The organism is Paenibacillus sp. MT124 (genome assembly GCF_058792755.1).
The window spans coordinates 74,855-90,157 of sequence record NZ_CM179500.1 but is presented as its reverse complement, the minus strand read 5'-3'; the positions used below and the strand labels follow the sequence as shown (position 1 = coordinate 90,157).

At 48.7% G+C, this 15,303-nt stretch carries 12 protein-coding genes and 2 rRNA genes; 1 reads left to right on the top strand and 13 read right to left on the bottom strand.

Annotation, left to right across the window (positions count from 1 at the left end; all coding sequences use genetic code 11):
• Positions 1–73: 73 nt before the first annotated feature.
• The 3 genes from AC3RCI_RS00410 to AC3RCI_RS00400 all read right to left on the bottom strand — a co-directional run bounded on the left by AC3RCI_RS00410 (position 74) and on the right by AC3RCI_RS00400 (position 5,928).
• A 23S ribosomal RNA gene (locus AC3RCI_RS00410) occupies positions 74–3,000 on the bottom strand.
• A gap of 307 nt (positions 3,001–3,307) precedes the next feature.
• A 16S ribosomal RNA gene (locus tag AC3RCI_RS00405) occupies positions 3,308–4,859 on the bottom strand.
• Together the 16S and 23S rRNA genes form the textbook arrangement of a ribosomal RNA operon.
• A gap of 520 nt (positions 4,860–5,379) precedes the next feature.
• On the bottom strand, positions 5,380–5,928 hold the full coding sequence (locus tag AC3RCI_RS00400) for a 2TM domain-containing protein (protein WP_492527276.1): 549 nt from the start codon (positions 5,926–5,928) through the stop codon (positions 5,380–5,382).
• A gap of 86 nt (positions 5,929–6,014) precedes the next feature.
• On the opposite strand from AC3RCI_RS00400, the gene AC3RCI_RS00395 reads away from it, so the two are divergent.
• A complete protein-coding gene (locus AC3RCI_RS00395) occupies positions 6,015–6,614 on the top strand; it encodes a TetR family transcriptional regulator C-terminal domain-containing protein (RefSeq protein WP_154896908.1) in 600 nt (199 codons plus the stop codon).
• 143 nt (positions 6,615–6,757) lie between these two features.
• Here the strand turns inward: AC3RCI_RS00395 and AC3RCI_RS00390 are convergent, their stop codons facing one another.
• The 10 genes from AC3RCI_RS00390 to pabA all read right to left on the bottom strand — a co-directional run bounded on the left by AC3RCI_RS00390 (position 6,758) and on the right by pabA (position 15,278).
• Entirely contained in the window at positions 6,758–8,095 is a 1,338-nt protein-coding gene (locus AC3RCI_RS00390; protein ID WP_336784335.1) for a TrkH family potassium uptake protein, read from the bottom strand.
• Positions 8,096–8,253: 158 nt separating this feature from the next.
• Positions 8,254–9,765 (bottom strand): lysine--tRNA ligase, encoded by a 1,512-nt coding sequence (gene lysS, locus AC3RCI_RS00385; protein ID WP_127540895.1) that lies wholly within the window; start codon positions 9,763–9,765, stop codon positions 8,254–8,256.
• 124 nt (positions 9,766–9,889) lie between these two features.
• Positions 9,890–10,369, bottom strand: coding sequence for a transcription elongation factor GreA (gene greA, locus AC3RCI_RS00380; protein WP_095293395.1), 480 nt, complete (start codon positions 10,367–10,369; stop codon positions 9,890–9,892).
• Positions 10,370–10,613: 244 nt separating this feature from the next.
• Positions 10,614–11,633: a tRNA dihydrouridine synthase DusB gene (gene dusB / locus AC3RCI_RS00375; RefSeq protein ID WP_110756297.1), complete on the bottom strand. Its 1,020-nt coding sequence runs from the start codon at positions 11,631–11,633 to the stop codon at positions 10,614–10,616.
• A 141-nt stretch (positions 11,634–11,774) separates the two neighbouring features.
• Positions 11,775–11,978 carry a helix-turn-helix domain-containing protein gene (locus AC3RCI_RS00370; protein ID WP_095293384.1) on the bottom strand — a complete coding sequence of 68 codons (204 nt, stop codon included), beginning with the start codon at positions 11,976–11,978 and terminating at the stop codon, positions 11,775–11,777.
• On the bottom strand, positions 11,930–12,478 hold the full coding sequence (gene folK / locus AC3RCI_RS00365; protein WP_336784336.1) for a 2-amino-4-hydroxy-6-hydroxymethyldihydropteridine diphosphokinase: 549 nt from the start codon (positions 12,476–12,478) through the stop codon (positions 11,930–11,932). The genes AC3RCI_RS00370 and folK overlap by 49 nt, the downstream gene beginning before the upstream one ends.
• Before the next feature lie 9 nt (positions 12,479–12,487).
• Complete coding sequence (gene folB / locus AC3RCI_RS00360) at positions 12,488–12,850, bottom strand: dihydroneopterin aldolase (protein ID WP_095362233.1); 363 nt, start codon at positions 12,848–12,850, stop codon at positions 12,488–12,490.
• A 105-nt stretch (positions 12,851–12,955) separates the two neighbouring features.
• On the bottom strand, positions 12,956–13,819 hold the full coding sequence (gene folP, locus AC3RCI_RS00355) for a dihydropteroate synthase (protein ID WP_492527275.1): 864 nt from the start codon (positions 13,817–13,819) through the stop codon (positions 12,956–12,958).
• The gene (locus tag AC3RCI_RS00350; RefSeq protein ID WP_492527274.1) at positions 13,816–14,700 is read right to left on the bottom strand and encodes an aminotransferase class IV; all 885 of its coding nucleotides are present in this window, start codon (positions 14,698–14,700) and stop codon (positions 13,816–13,818) included. Before AC3RCI_RS00350 ends, folP begins: the two co-directional genes overlap by 4 nt.
• Positions 14,701–14,702: 2 nt before the next feature.
• Positions 14,703–15,278: an aminodeoxychorismate/anthranilate synthase component II gene (gene pabA, locus AC3RCI_RS00345; RefSeq protein WP_492474048.1), complete on the bottom strand. Its 576-nt coding sequence runs from the start codon at positions 15,276–15,278 to the stop codon at positions 14,703–14,705.
• Positions 15,279–15,303: the final 25 nt, after the last annotated feature.

The following is a 15,303-nucleotide window of genomic DNA, read 5'->3' as shown; positions in this document are numbered from 1 at the left end:
CGATGCTGCTATACTCAGAGATCATTCTCTGAAAACTAGATCCGAAACGAAACTTGCGATCAAAACCTGCTATTTGGATAAGCCCTCGACCGATTAGTACTGGTCAGCTCCATGCATTACTGCACTTCCACCCCCAGCCTATCTACCTCGTCGTCTTCAAGGGGTCTTACATACTGGGAAATCTCATCTTGAGGGGGGCTTCACGCTTAGATGCTTTCAGCGCTTATCCCGTCCGTACATAGCTACCCAGCGGTGCTCCTGGCGGAACAACTGGTACACCAGCGGTACGTCCATCCCGGTCCTCTCGTACTAAGGACAGCTCCTCTCAAATTTCCTACGCCCACGACAGATAGGGACCGAACTGTCTCACGACGTTCTGAACCCAGCTCGCGTACCGCTTTAATGGGCGAACAGCCCAACCCTTGGGACCTACTTCAGCCCCAGGATGCGATGAGCCGACATCGAGGTGCCAAACCTCCCCGTCGATGTGGACTCTTGGGGGAGATAAGCCTGTTATCCCCAGGGTAGCTTTTATCCGTTGAGCGATGGCCCTTCCATGCGGTACCACCGGATCACTAAGCCCGACTTTCGTCCCTGCTCGACTTGTAGGTCTCGCAGTCAAGCTCCCTTATGCCTTTGCACTCTTCGAATGATTTCCAACCATTCTGAGGGAACCTTTGGGCGCCTCCGTTACTCTTTAGGAGGCGACCGCCCCAGTCAAACTGCCCACCTGACACTGTCCCCGTACCCGCTAAGGGCACCAGGTTAGAACCTAGATACGATCAGGGTGGTATCCCAACGGTGCCTCCACACAAGCTGGCGCTCATGCTTCAAAGGCTCCCACCTATCCTGTACAGATCGTACCCAAATTCAATATCAAGCTGCAGTAAAGCTCCATGGGGTCTTTCCGTCTTGTCGCGGGTAACCTGCATCTTCACAGGTATTAAAATTTCACCGGATCTCTCGTTGAGACAGCGCCCAAGTCGTTACGCCATTCGTGCGGGTCAGAATTTACCTGACAAGGAATTTCGCTACCTTAGGACCGTTATAGTTACGGCCGCCGTTTACTGGGGCTTCGGTTCACAGCTTCGGGATTACTCCCTAACCGCTCCCCTTAACCTTCCAGCACCGGGCAGGCGTCAGCCCGTATACTTCGCCTTACGGCTTCGCACAGACCTGTGTTTTTGCTAAACAGTCGCTTGGGCCTTTTCACTGCGGCCCCCTCGTGCTATTCACACTACCGGGGCACCCCTTCTCCCGAAGTTACGGGGTCATTTTGCCGAGTTCCTTAACGAGAGTTCTTCCGCGCGCCTTAGAATTCTCTTCTCGCCTACCTGTGTCGGTTTGCGGTACGGGCACCTTCATCTGGCTAGAGGCTTTTCTTGGCAGTGTGAGATCATGACCTTCGCTACTGTAATTTTCACTCCCCATCACAGCTCAGCCTTACGATGTGCGGATTTGCCTACACATCAGCCTTACTGCTTGGACAGGCATCCATCAGCCTGCGTCACTACCCTACTGCGTCCCCCCATCGCTCGTAACGATTTACGGTGGTACAGGAATTTCGACCTGTTGTCCTTCGACTACGCCTTTCGGCCTCGCCTTAGGTCCCGACTTACCCTGAGCGGACGAGCCTTCCTCAGGAACCCTTAGGCTTTCGGCGGATCAGATTCTCACTGATCTTTTCGTTACTCATACCGGCATTCTCACTTGTATAATGTCCAGCGCTCCTTACGGTACACCTTCAACCCTTATACAACGCTCCCCTACCCCTGATGCAAGCATCAAGCCATAGCTTCGGTGGTGTGTTTAGCCCCGTTACATTTTCGGCGCAGAGTCACTCGACCAGTGAGCTATTACGCACTCTTTCAATGGTGGCTGCTTCTAAGCCAACATCCTGGTTGTCTGTGCAACTCCACATCCTTTCCCACTTAACACACACTTGGGGACCTTAGCTGATGGTCTGGGCTGTTTCCCTTTTGACAATGGATCTTAGCACTCACTGTCTGACTCCCGGAAGTAAGTCTATGGCATTCGGAGTTTGACTGAGCTTGGTAACCCTTGCGGGCCCCGCACCCAATCAGTGCTCTACCTCCACGACTCTGTTTTCCGAGGCTAGCCCTAAAGCTATTTCGGGGAGAACCAGCTATCTCCGAGTTCGATTGGAATTTCTCCGCTACCCCCACCTCATCCCCGCACTTTTCAACGTGCGTGGGTTCGGGCCTCCAGTGCGTGTTACCGCACCTTCACCCTGGACAGGGGTAGATCACCCGGTTTCGGGTCTACGTCCACGTACTAACTCGCCCTATTCAGACTCGCTTTCGCTGCGGCTCCGGCTCTTCACCTTAACCTTGCACGGGAACGTAACTCGCCGGTTCATTCTACAAAAGGCACGCCATCACCCCTAAAATGGGCTCTGACTTCTTGTAAGCACACGGTTTCAGGTTCTATTTCACTCCCCTTCCGGGGTGCTTTTCACCTTTCCCTCACGGTACTGCTTCACTATCGGTCGCTAGGAAGTATTTAGCCTTGGCAGATGGTCCTGCCGGATTCATACGGGGTTTCACGTGCCCCGCACTACTCGGGATCCGTCTCGGAGGGAACAGACTTTCAATTACAGGGCTTTTACCTTCTTTGGCGGGCCTTTCCAGACCTCTTCGTTTAACCGGTTCCTTTGTAACTCCATGTGAGACGTCCCACAACCCCAGAGAGCAAGCTCTCTGGTTTGGGCTGTTCCGCGTTCGCTCGCCGCTACTGACGGAATCACTATTGTTTTCTCTTCCTCAAGGTACTTAGATGTTTCAGTTCCCCTGGTATGCCTCTGCATAACCTATGTATTCAGTTATGAGTAACTGGATATTACCCCAGCTGGGTTTCCCCATTCGGACATCCCCGGATCAAAGCTTGCTTACAGCTCCCCGAGGCAGTATCGTTGTTCGCCACGTCCTTCATCGGCTCCTAGCGCCTAGGCATCCTCCGTGTGCTCTTAGTAGCTTAACCAATTCGCTCGTGTTCGAGCTGTCTCTTCCCTTGGTTTGCTTGCGCAAATCCAAAAGTCGTTCCATTCGATCACTCGCTCATACAGTATCACTATTTATTGAAACTTGTTTTAACACAAGTTCAGCTAAAAGGAATGTTCTAATTCGCAATTTTCGTTTCGATATCTAGTTTTCAAAGAACAAGCTCCATGCAAAAGCAAGCTGTTTGAGAGTTTGAGCTCTCAAAACTGAGCAACGAGTGAGTAACTAGCCGACCTGGCTAGATTTTAGATTTGAATGTCTTCATTACAGAAGACGATTCTCCATAGAAAGGAGGTGATCCAGCCGCACCTTCCGATACGGCTACCTTGTTACGACTTCACCCCAATCATCTATCCCACCTTCGGCGGCTGGCTCCTTGCGGTTACCCCACCGACTTCGGGTGTTATAAACTCTCGTGGTGTGACGGGCGGTGTGTACAAGACCCGGGAACGTATTCACCGCGGCATGCTGATCCGCGATTACTAGCAATTCCGACTTCATGCAGGCGAGTTGCAGCCTGCAATCCGAACTGAGACCGGCTTTTTAGGATTCGTTCCACCTCGCGGCTTCACTGCCCGTTGTACCGGCCATTGTAGTACGTGTGTAGCCCAGGTCATAAGGGGCATGATGATTTGACGTCATCCCCACCTTCCTCCGGTTTGTCACCGGCAGTCACCTTAGAGTGCCCATCCGAAATGCTGGCAACTAAGATCAAGGGTTGCGCTCGTTGCGGGACTTAACCCAACATCTCACGACACGAGCTGACGACAACCATGCACCACCTGTCTTGAATGTCCCGAAGGAAAGGTACATCTCTGCACCGGTCATTCAGATGTCAAGACCTGGTAAGGTTCTTCGCGTTGCTTCGAATTAAACCACATACTCCACTGCTTGTGCGGGTCCCCGTCAATTCCTTTGAGTTTCAGTCTTGCGACCGTACTCCCCAGGCGGAATGCTTAATGTGTTAACTTCGGCACCAAGGGTATCGAAACCCCTAACACCTAGCATTCATCGTTTACGGCGTGGACTACCAGGGTATCTAATCCTGTTTGCTCCCCACGCTTTCGCGCCTCAGCGTCAGTTACAGCCCAGAGAGTCGCCTTCGCCACTGGTGTTCCTCCACATCTCTACGCATTTCACCGCTACACGTGGAATTCCACTCTCCTCTTCTGCACTCAAGTCACCCAGTTTCCAGTGCGATCCGGGGTTGAGCCCCGGGATTAAACACCAGACTTAAATGACCGCCTGCGCGCGCTTTACGCCCAATAATTCCGGACAACGCTTGCCCCCTACGTATTACCGCGGCTGCTGGCACGTAGTTAGCCGGGGCTTTCTTCTCAGGTACCGTCACTCCTTGAGCAGTTACTCTCAAGGACGTTCTTCCCTGGCAACAGAGCTTTACGATCCGAAAACCTTCATCACTCACGCGGCATTGCTCCGTCAGGCTTTCGCCCATTGCGGAAGATTCCCTACTGCTGCCTCCCGTAGGAGTCTGGGCCGTGTCTCAGTCCCAGTGTGGCCGATCACCCTCTCAGGTCGGCTACGCATCGTCGCCTTGGTGAGCCGTTACCTCACCAACTAGCTAATGCGCCGCAGGCCCATCCTCAAGTGACAGATTGCTCCGTCTTTCCAGCTCCCTTCAGGCGAAGAAAGCACATATTCGGTATTAGCTACCGTTTCCGGTAGTTGTCCCAAGCTTGAGGGCAGGTTGCCTACGTGTTACTCACCCGTCCGCCGCTAACCATCAGAGAAGCAAGCTTCTCATCAAGTCCGCTCGACTTGCATGTATTAGGCATGCCGCCAGCGTTCGTCCTGAGCCAGGATCAAACTCTCCAATAAAGTATTGAAAAGAGCGATTAGCTCATTTTGAATCTGACGAGATTAAAAATCTCATTGTTGTTCCAGTTTTCATACAGTCAGATGACATGTACCAAAAACCTTCACGTTCATCCTGCAAGCAGGATGATTACTCACTCGTTGTTCAGTTTTCAAAGATCAAACGTCGTTTGCGTCCGAGTGTTGTTCTCTTCAGCAACTTTTATATCTTATCACATCCAAACCAATTTGGCAAGCACTTTTTTTAAGTTTCTTTCGAAGCTTTTCAGTTTGCTTACCGCACCGTGTTTCTCGTGTTTTCTTGGCCGGAATTAGAATATACCATGTACAGATTTTTTATGCAAGTACTTTTTCTAAAAAAATTTTATTTACTACATACACTTCAATAACAAGATCATAATCACTTCCGATACTATGTTTTATTACCTGATTGGATGTAGGGCTGTAATGGACATGTACAAACGGTCTCAATGAGCACATGTCCATCTGGTGATACGGACGTTCTGAATAATTGAAATATTCTCTATTCCACTTTCTTCATAGGCACCTTTCTGGGCCAAAGGGTATAACTGAAACTGATTATGAAGTCGATGACCAATATAACTCCCCACACTCTTACGATGTTCACGAATGCTTCAGTACGGGCAGGATCACCAATCCACCAGATCATAATCAATAAGAAAGAACTCCCTATGATGTAGGCAGCCAGATGTCGAAACCATCCATGCCGTTCCTGACTTGCATGCTCGCTTCCGTATGCTTTCCTGCTGCGTGGTTTCTCTCCACCTCTAAACCAAAATAGAAAGTATCGATCTGCCCATGCAATCATCTGATGACCAAAAGCAATACTGACACCTATATATATGGCTGCGATGCCATGCACCGTACTCGCTGTAGCCCCTCTTTGCAGATCCATAACCGTAGCCACTAATAACAATAAATCGATAACAGGTGTCGTCATCAGTAAACCAACACCCAGACGCTTCATACCTAGCAGGTATCTTACAGATAGTCCGGCAGCAACGAAAATCCAAAAGGCAATTTCACATCCTATTATGAAATAGGCAATCACGATAACCCCTCCCTTTATAACACAATTGTGCTAAATACAATTTAACACGTTTGTATTATATTAAGCAACAGTGTTATAATTCACATATGCCTAAAATAGTAGATCATGACAAACAGCGACTCCTTGTTGCTGAAGCAGCTTGGCGCATCATACGCAGAGATGGCATGGAGCAAGCATCTGTCCGAAATATTGCTGAAGAAGCAGGAATATCTGCCGGTTCAATGCGTCACTATTTCTCAACTCAATCCGAATTACTCCTATATGCAATGAATCTGGTATCCGAAAGGGTATCAAATCGAATTAAGCAGATGTCGTTCAACGGTTCTCCTATGGAGAATATGAAACTTCTACTGCTCGAATTCATGCCGAACACGGACGAAAAAATGGCCGAAATGGAGGTGTGGTTTGCTTTTACAGCCAAGTCTAAAACTGATCCGGCTCTCAAAGCACTCGCTGACAAGGTTTATGATGAAATCAGACAAGCCGTGGCTACTGTCATCACGTACATTGTTAAACTTAATCTCTCACGAGCTAACCTCAATGAAGAACTGGAGATAGAGCGTCTCTATGCCCTGGTGGACGGACTGTCCATTCACGCCGTACTCAGACCCGATCAGATGACCTCTGAAATTATGGAAAATGCTCTTTCACTACATCTTGCAGCATTGTGTCGTGCAGAAGAATAAAAGCTTGGTACTGTTTTATTACAACTAGACTTAACGAAACCTTGAACAACAGAAGACATGCCCCCAAAACAAAAAAACCGCCAGACGTTTCGAGTCCGCTTCCTGTTATTGCAGGAGGTAGACCGCTGTCTGACGGTTTTTCTCTATCCGATAATAATCCGGCCTTCCGGATGACGGTACAACTTCTTCTCTTTACGCGGACGAAGCGCATACGCAATGGTTAATGGTCCGATCCGGCCAACAAACATCGTAAAACAGATAATCAATTTTCCTATATCCGTTAATTCATGAGTCACCCCTACGGACAGACCCACCGTACCTATCGCAGAAGCAGCTTCAAACATCAGTGGCAGGAATGGGGCATCTTCGGTTGTAAGCAGGAGCATGACCACAATCATGAAGATGATTAACGAGACCATAATGATGGTCAATGCCCTCATGAGCAGTTCTTTGGGAACACGAGAACGGAAAAACACAATATCCTTATTGCCGCGGATCATGGCATATACCGCTCCAATCATAATCAGGAACGTCGTTGTCTTGATTCCGCCACCGGTTGAACCCGGTGAAGCTCCAATAAACATGAGCAGTATGAAGAAAAACTGAGTCGCCTGTCTCATCTCCGTTATATCAATCGAGCTTGTTCCAGACGATCTTGTAGACACAGACTGGAAGATAGAAGCATAGATCTTCTCGGGCCAGGTCAGCGAAGCAAGTGTATGTCCATTAGTGAATTCAAAGATAAACACCACAAGGGCTCCAATACCAATCAGCGCACCAGACACGGAAAGTACCAGCTTCGACTGAAGCGACAAACGACGACGTTTATGAAACTCAAACAGGTCATTTAGAACCACAAAACCGAGTCCACCAGATATAACGAGCACAGATGCAGTCAGGTTAAACAACAGGTCCCCGGTATAATGCTGAAAGCTGTTGCCAAACAGGTCAAATCCACCGTTATTAAACAGGGAAACCGAGTGAAATATCCCATAGTAGGCTGCTTGTCCCAGAGGCATTTCGGCTGCCCAGCGCAAAGCCAGGATCACAGCAGCCACACCCTCAATCGTAAAGGAAAAAATCAGTACCTTACGGATAATGCGCACAATACCTTCCATGCTGTCTGCATTAATGGCCTCTTTCAGAAGCAGTCTGTCTTTGAGGGATATCCGTTTACCCAGGACAAGTGCAAACAGCGTTGCAATGGTCATGAAGCCGAGTCCGCCAAGCTGCATGAGTACCATGATGACAATCTGTCCAAACAGATTAAACGTCGTTCCTACATCCACAACGACAAGTCCGGTCACACAAGCTGCTGAAGTCGCCGTAAATAACGCATCAATGAACGCCAGATGCTCACCGCTTCGGTTTGAAATAGGCAGCATCAGCAGAATGGTACCAATAGAGATAATCAGTAGGAAACCGCCAACCAAAATAAGCGGGGGTGACAGAAATTTGGCAATGTGAAGCCTGAATTTCATGAAGGGCACCTCTTTTAACATAATACAATCTGTAATCAGATCAAAACGAACCAAGGAGCCTTGGAAAGCGTCCTATGTAAACCTAAAGAGGAACTTGCCCCAGCATGATACTGAATGGCAGGTTCCTCTTCTATTATGAACGTGTAATACGTTCCTTATTATTCTTGCGTACGTGGACGCATGTGAGGGAAGAGCAGTACGTCACGAATGGACGGTGAATTGGTGAGCAACATGATCAGACGATCAATCCCGATACCCAATCCGCCTGTTGGCGGCATTCCGTATTCGAGTGCACGAATGAAGTCGTCATCCATTTCGTGTGCTTCATCATTCCCGTGTTCTTTCTCCAGCAGTTGTGCTTCAAAGCGTTGACGCTGATCAATTGGATCATTCAACTCGGTGAAGGCATTCGCGTGCTCACGTCCAACGATAAACAGCTCGAAGCGGTCTGTGAAACGCGGATCTGCATCACTTTTCTTCGCCAGCGGAGAAATCTCAACCGGGTGTCCCATAATAAACGTTGGCTGAATTAGTGTTTCTTCAACAAACTGTTCAAAGAATGCATTCAAAATGTGGCCAAACGTCATATGCGGCTCTACCGGAACCTTGTGCTCTTTGGCCAGCTGGTGAGCTTCTTCATCTGTCATTTGCACGGAGAAGTCCACACCAACGACTTCCTTAACCGCATCTACCATCGTTACACGGCGCCATTGCGGAGTAAGATCTACTTGGTAGTCAGCATATTGGATCACTTGTGTTCCAAGCACTTCCTGCGCAATATGAGCAACCAGATTTTCGGTCAATTGCATGATATCTTTATAGTCGGCATAAGCCTCATACAGCTCAATCATCGTGAATTCAGGGTTGTGACGAGTCGACATCCCTTCATTCCGATAGACACGGCCGATTTCATACACTTTTTCGAGTCCGCCTACAATCAGACGTTTCAAGTGAAGCTCAATTGCAATACGCATGTACAGCTCCATGTCGAGCGCATTATGATGCGTAATGAACGGACGTGCAGCCGCACCACCAGCGATGCTGTGCAGTGTAGGAGTTTCCACTTCAAGATAGCCAAGGGAGTCCAGGTAGCGGCGCATCGACTGAATGATTTTGGAACGTGTAATAAAGGTCTGTTGTACTTCCGGATTCATGATCAAGTCCACATAGCGCTGACGATAACGCAACTCTACATCAGTGAGACCATGATATTTATCCGGAAGCGGGTACAGCGACTTGGACAGTACCTCCAAATCTTTTACTTTAACTGAAGTTTCACCAGTTTTGGTCTTGAAGACTACACCGCTAACTCCAACGATATCACCGAGGTCCAGCAGGCTGAAAGCCGCAAACTTGTCCTCAGCTACCGTATCCTGACGAACATAGATCTGGATTCTGCCGCTCAGGTCCTGAATATGCGCAAAGCTTGCCTTACCCATTCCCCGCTTCGCCATAATCCGTCCGGCAATACTGACTACGATCTGCTTCTCTTCCAGCTCTTCCTTGGTCAGTGTTTCATACTTCTTCAGAATAGAACCGGCTTCTTCGGTACGTACGTATTTTTGGCCAAAAGGGTCGATTCCCAATTTGCGGAGCTCGTCCAATTTGTCGCGGCGAATTTGCAAAAGCTCGCTAAGTTCGGTTTCCTGATTCAAGACTTCATCCGTCATGATCTATATTCATCTCCTTATTTACATTGCAGACATCCTCAGATGTATTCTTCCTCAAATGTTGAAAAAAGCTTCCCTAAGGAAGCTTTTGTCTCAGTGCCCGACTGCTTCATTACAATACTAACTATTGCTTCTTAATATCTACAATTTTATATTGAATTACGCCAGCTGGTACGCTTACGTCAACAACGGTGCCTTTTTTCTTGCCCAAAATGGCTTTTCCAACAGGGCTTTCGTTCGATATTTTGTTCTGAAGCGGATTGGATTCCGCGGTACCTACAATGGTGTACTCTGTAATATCTCCGAATTCCAGATCTTCTACAGTTACGGTTGCACCTACGCTTACCGCATCGGTATCAATTTCATCGCTGTTGATGATCCGCGCATTCCGAAGCATTTTCTCCAGAGTGATGATACGACCTTCAATGAAGGCTTGCTCATTCTTCGCATCTTCGTATTCGGAGTTTTCACTGATATCGCCATACCCGATGGCTACTTTGATCCGTTCAGCCACTTCGCGGCGCTTAACCGATTTCAGTGTTTCCAGTTCTTCTTCCAGCTTCTTGAGTCCCTCTTGTGTAAGGATAACTTCCTTATCGCTCATCTCAACCGATTCTCCTGTCATGGGAATAATTTGATTGCACGGGAACGGAACCAATGCTGAATACAGAGCTCCGACCGCATATATCTTCAAAACTATATGAAGTTCTCCAGAGAAACAGAACGTTCCTCCTGATGCACTAGCCTTATAACGCACATGGCGAATTTATACTGTGAAATTATAGGGGAACGGTCTCGAAAAGTCAATGTTACGCCCCTTATATCTGTAAACGTTTTACAGGACAGGATCAGGATGCATTTTCGGCTACTGCTGATTCCGCATCAACGTGCTCTTCATTTTGAATCTGGCCTACAAAGTTCTCCAAAATCTGTACCATCTGATCACGTTTAGTTCCTTCCATAATAACGTCCTTGATGCGTGCAGAGCCTTTCAATCCTTTCAGGTACCAAGCCAGATGTTTACGCATCTCCTTAACCGCTACGGCCTCATTCTTCAAAGCAATCAGACGATCCATATGGAGAATGGCAACACGGATTTTCTCTTCTGCACCCGGATCAGGGAGCAATTCGCCGGAACTCAGGTATTGAATAGTACGATACAGCATCCAGGGATTACCCAGTGCAGCTCGGCCGATCATGACCCCATCACAGCCCGTTTCGTCCAGCATGCGGCGTGCATCTTCAGGAGAAGATACATCACCGTTTCCGATCACCGGAATGGAGACTGCCTCTTTTACATTTTTGATATGGGACCAGTCAGCTGTACCTGTATAGAGCTGCTCTCGTGTACGGCCATGCACACTTACCGCCTGACCTCCAGCACGTTCTACCGCGAGTGCATTTTCAACGACGAAAATGTGCTCGTTATCCCAGCCGATACGCATCTTGACGGTCACAGGCTTCTCGACTGCGTCCACAACAGCGGATACCATATCATAGATTTTGTTCGGATCAAGCAACCAGCGCGCTCCTGCATCACAGTTCGTTACTTTTGGCACAGGGCATCCCATGTTGATGTCGATGATATCCGCGTTGGTTTCTTTGTCTACAATCTTGGCTGCCTCTACAAGCGCTTCACGGTCTCCACCAAAAATCTGCAGGCTCAGCGGTTTCTCCCGCTCATCTACAAACAGCATCTCACGTGTACGCTTGTTGCCATGCACGATGGCTTTGCCACTTACCATTTCCGCACATACAAGCCCTGTCCCGAATTCCTTTGCAATCAGGCGAAAAGCCGGATTACACACGCCAGCCATCGGCGCAAGTACGACCTGGTTTTTCATTTCAATGCCACCGATTTTCAGCATTTCTGTGTTTCTCTCCTTCTGAATACCGCGGATTCTTATATGAATCCCGGTCCTGGTGTGCTATATACAATCAACGATTAACGATATGTGTCTTCATAAAACAATTTATATACTCATGAGCGACTATATAGTGAATGAACTCTATTTACCCTGCATTTCTTCAACGCTGATGTTCAGCACGCTCGCAATGCGCTCCAGCTCCTGTTCGGATACCTTGCGGTTCCCCCGTTCAATCGTTCCCAGAATAGCAAGCGATATGCCAGTACCAGCTGCAAGTTCCTGTTGTGTTAAACCTTTCAGCTTCCGAAAGGCCCGGATGCGGCTCGCCAGTTGCACGTTTTCCAAAGCTGTATTCCATCCTTTCCATCAAGTACAGACAACGATGAGTGTACATAGGTATACAAGCCTGAAAGCTCGCCTTCAGGTACGATATCTGACAATGGAACAAGCACAAATGCCCGTTCGCCCATCCGCGGATGTGGTAATTGAAGCAATTCGGTATCCCGACTCTGCCCATTCATCCAGAGCAAATCGAGATCTACTGTTCGAGGACCCCAGCGAATATCGCGAACTCGCCCAAGCCGATTCTCGACATCCAGCAATTCGGTCAGGAGCTGCTCGGGAGTAAGACGCGTCTGTACTGCAGCAGCCATATTCAAAAATGAAGGCTGATCCACATAACCTACAGGCTCTGTCTCATATAGCGATGAACAACGAAGGACTTCTATATCAGGGTGTGCATCGAGTAACGTCAGCGCTTCAAGCAGCGTCTGTTCCCGGTCACCCAAATTGGCCCCTAAAGCAATATAAGCCTCTGAATGTTCAGAGGTCGAATGTGCAGTCATGATCGGTTCTCACTTTCTTGTGCGGCGAAGCTCTACCGTTACGCCCTCAAAATGAATATCAAACGGTGGATGCGGCTTCGTCACCTTAACTGTCAACGCATTGATAATAGTATAAGTGTCCAGTAACGAAGATGCAATATGTTCGCCCAAAGCTTCAATTAACTGGAATGATTTGTTTTCAACAATATGTTTCACAAGCTCATGAATTTCGGCATAATTAACGGTCTTGGTCAGATCATCTGTACGCCCAGCTTCCCCAAGATCCATATCCAATTCCAGATCTATGTAGTAGCGTTGTCCGAGCTTCCGCTCTTCTGCAAAAACACCATGATATCCGTAATATTCCATCCGATGCAGCACCATTCTATCCATAAGATTCGCCCGCTTTCTATTATTATTGAGATTGTGTATTACTACTCGTTCATTACCTCGTGCAAAACGCTGCGCTCCTAGAGCGGGTCAATCGGACCCGCTAGGTTATTTCCTCCGCAGACCCGGAGAGGCATACAACATGGCATCACACATATCCGCCGTCCTACGAATCGGCTTCACATCATGAACCCGAACCATCTGGCAGCCTTGGGCGATGCCGAATGCAACCGTTGCTGCCGTCCCTTCTACTGCGTCATTTGCCTGCACTTGAAGGGTGTTCTGGATGAATCGCTTGCGTGAAGTAGCCAGAAGAACCGGATACCCCAACTCATTAAGAAGCCCAAGGGAGGACATCAGAGTCAGATTCTCCGTAATATCCTTCACGAAGCCAATACCAGGGTCGAGAATAATCTGATCCGGATGCACGCCGGCATTCAAGGCAATTTGGATGCTCTCCTGCAAATCTTGAACCACATCATCCAGATAACTTGTGTAATCCCGCTCGGGTCTATTGTGCATTAAAATGATTGGACATCCCAGATCTGCAGCCGTGCGGGCCATATCCGGGTCTGCCTTGGCTCCCCATACATCATTAATGATGTGAGCACCGGCTAGGATAGCCTGCCTTGCAACTTCCGCCTTATAGGTATCCACGGATACCGGAATATGCGGTGCCTGAAGCTTCAATGCTTCGATCACAGGTATGATTCGGCTGAGTTCTTCCTCGGCACTGACGGTCTCCGACCCTGGGCGTGTCGATTCGCCTCCGATATCAATCAGATCTGCTCCATCCTCCATCATCTGTATCGCATGGGCAACTGCCAGGTCTACCTGATTGTAGCGTCCGCCATCGGAGAAGGAATCCGGCGTAACGTTAAGGATACCCATGATCTGTGTCCGTGTACCAAGCTTGAGTTCAGCTGGCCCCCATGAATAGTTCCGTTCGTAAATGACTGGTGTGAGTGTCATGAAGTATACCCCGCTTTCTGACGGTACATACCCAGAAGTGCTGCTGTAACCGGGCCGATATGTCCGTTACTGATTATCGTTTCTTTTCCGTTCTGTCCTCGTAAAGTCGTAACCGGCACGAGCTCTGCTACCGATCCTGTCAGAAATATCTCATCTGCTTCCTGCAGCTCATTCCAGGTGTACAAGCCCTCGGCGCTCGCTAATCCCATATCAGCTGCAAGTTCCAGAACTGCTGCCCGAGTGATGCCTGGTAAAACCCCTGTCTCGATGGACGGTGTATGGAGAACACCCTGCCTCACCCAGAATACATTGCTGACAATGCCTTCCGCCACATGGCCTTCCCGGGTCAGCTGCAGGCCTTCCGCCCCTTGAGCAGGCTTACCGTATCCATTCAATTCCCGTTTGGCCAGGATGCTGTTCATGTAATGCAGTGATTTGAATCGTATATTCCCTTCAGGTGTGTTGCGAACCGTCGATAAGCACTGAAGCATTTTGCCCTTCTCGTATAAGGATGGAGAGGGCTCAGGCAATGCTTTTGCAAATACAATATGATTGGGGCGTTCATAATCCCCGGAGGGCAATCCTAGCGCAGCTTCACCTGCTGAAACCGTGTATCGTACGTACGCATCTCGAAGCCCGTTTGCCTGCAGCAGACGATCGATCCAGTCCTTCAGTTCCTCAACTGTCGTAGTAAATGGAATTCCAAGCTCCGCACAACCTGCGGCCATTCGTTCCAGATGGCGTTCCAGCAAGAAGGGGACGCCCTGATAAGTCCGAAAAGTCTCGAACAAGCCCAGTCCGTACAAAAAGCCGTGATCCGTTACCGGAACCACGGCTGCCGCCATATGAACCACATTTCCGTTTATCGCGGCGTACTGCATTCCTATACCTTCACCTTCTGGGACAGAAAGTTACGCAGCATCTGATGCCCATGATCGGTAATGATCGATTCAGGATGGAACTGAACGCCCTCAATGGCAAACTCCTTATGACGCAGCCCCATAATTTCACCTTCTGCCGTCTCGGCTGTGATCTCCAGGCAATCCGGCAAACTGCTGCGCTCTACAATAAGGGAGTGATAGCGGGTTGCCGTAAACGGGGAAGGCAGTCCGGCAAAGACAGACGTTCCATGATGATGCATTTCTGAGGTTTTGCCATGCATCATGCGATCTGCACGAATAACGTTGCCTCCAAAAGCCTGTCCAATGGCTTGGTGTCCCAGACAAACGCCAAAGATCGGAATACTACCCTTGAAATGATCGATGACAGCCAGACTGATGCCTGCTTCATTTGGGGTACAAGGTCCAGGAGAGATCAAAATATGATCAGGTGCCAATGTCTCAATGCCTGCCAAGTCAATCTCATCATTCCGGCGAACCTCCACCGTTTCTCCCAGCTCACCCAGATATTGAACCAGGTTATATGTGAAGGAGTCGTAATTGTCGATAACCAGTATCATATTCTTGTTCCTCCTCTTCTTCCGT

What these genes read in the sequence shown, in the direction of transcription:
- AC3RCI_RS00395 (WP_154896908.1), top strand. Translation starts at nt 6,015, where the DNA reads ATGCCTAAAATAGTAGATCATGACAAACAGCGACTCCTTGTTGCTGAA.
- AC3RCI_RS00390 (WP_336784335.1), bottom strand. Translation starts at nt 8,095, where the DNA reads ATGAAATTCAGGCTTCACATTGCCAAATTTCTGTCACCCCCGCTTATT.
- lysS (WP_127540895.1), bottom strand. Translation starts at nt 9,765, where the DNA reads ATGACGGATGAAGTCTTGAATCAGGAAACCGAACTTAGCGAGCTTTTG.
- greA (WP_095293395.1), bottom strand. Translation starts at nt 10,369, where the DNA reads ATGAGCGATAAGGAAGTTATCCTTACACAAGAGGGACTCAAGAAGCTG.
- dusB (WP_110756297.1), bottom strand. Translation starts at nt 11,633, where the DNA reads ATGCTGAAAATCGGTGGCATTGAAATGAAAAACCAGGTCGTACTTGCG.
- folK (WP_336784336.1), bottom strand. Translation starts at nt 12,478, where the DNA reads ATGACTGCACATTCGACCTCTGAACATTCAGAGGCTTATATTGCTTTA.
- folB (WP_095362233.1), bottom strand. Translation starts at nt 12,850, where the DNA reads ATGGATAGAATGGTGCTGCATCGGATGGAATATTACGGATATCATGGT.
- folP (WP_492527275.1), bottom strand. Translation starts at nt 13,819, where the DNA reads ATGACACTCACACCAGTCATTTACGAACGGAACTATTCATGGGGGCCA.
- AC3RCI_RS00350 (WP_492527274.1), bottom strand. Translation starts at nt 14,700, where the DNA reads ATGCAGTACGCCGCGATAAACGGAAATGTGGTTCATATGGCGGCAGCC.
- pabA (WP_492474048.1), bottom strand. Translation starts at nt 15,278, where the DNA reads ATGATACTGGTTATCGACAATTACGACTCCTTCACATATAACCTGGTT.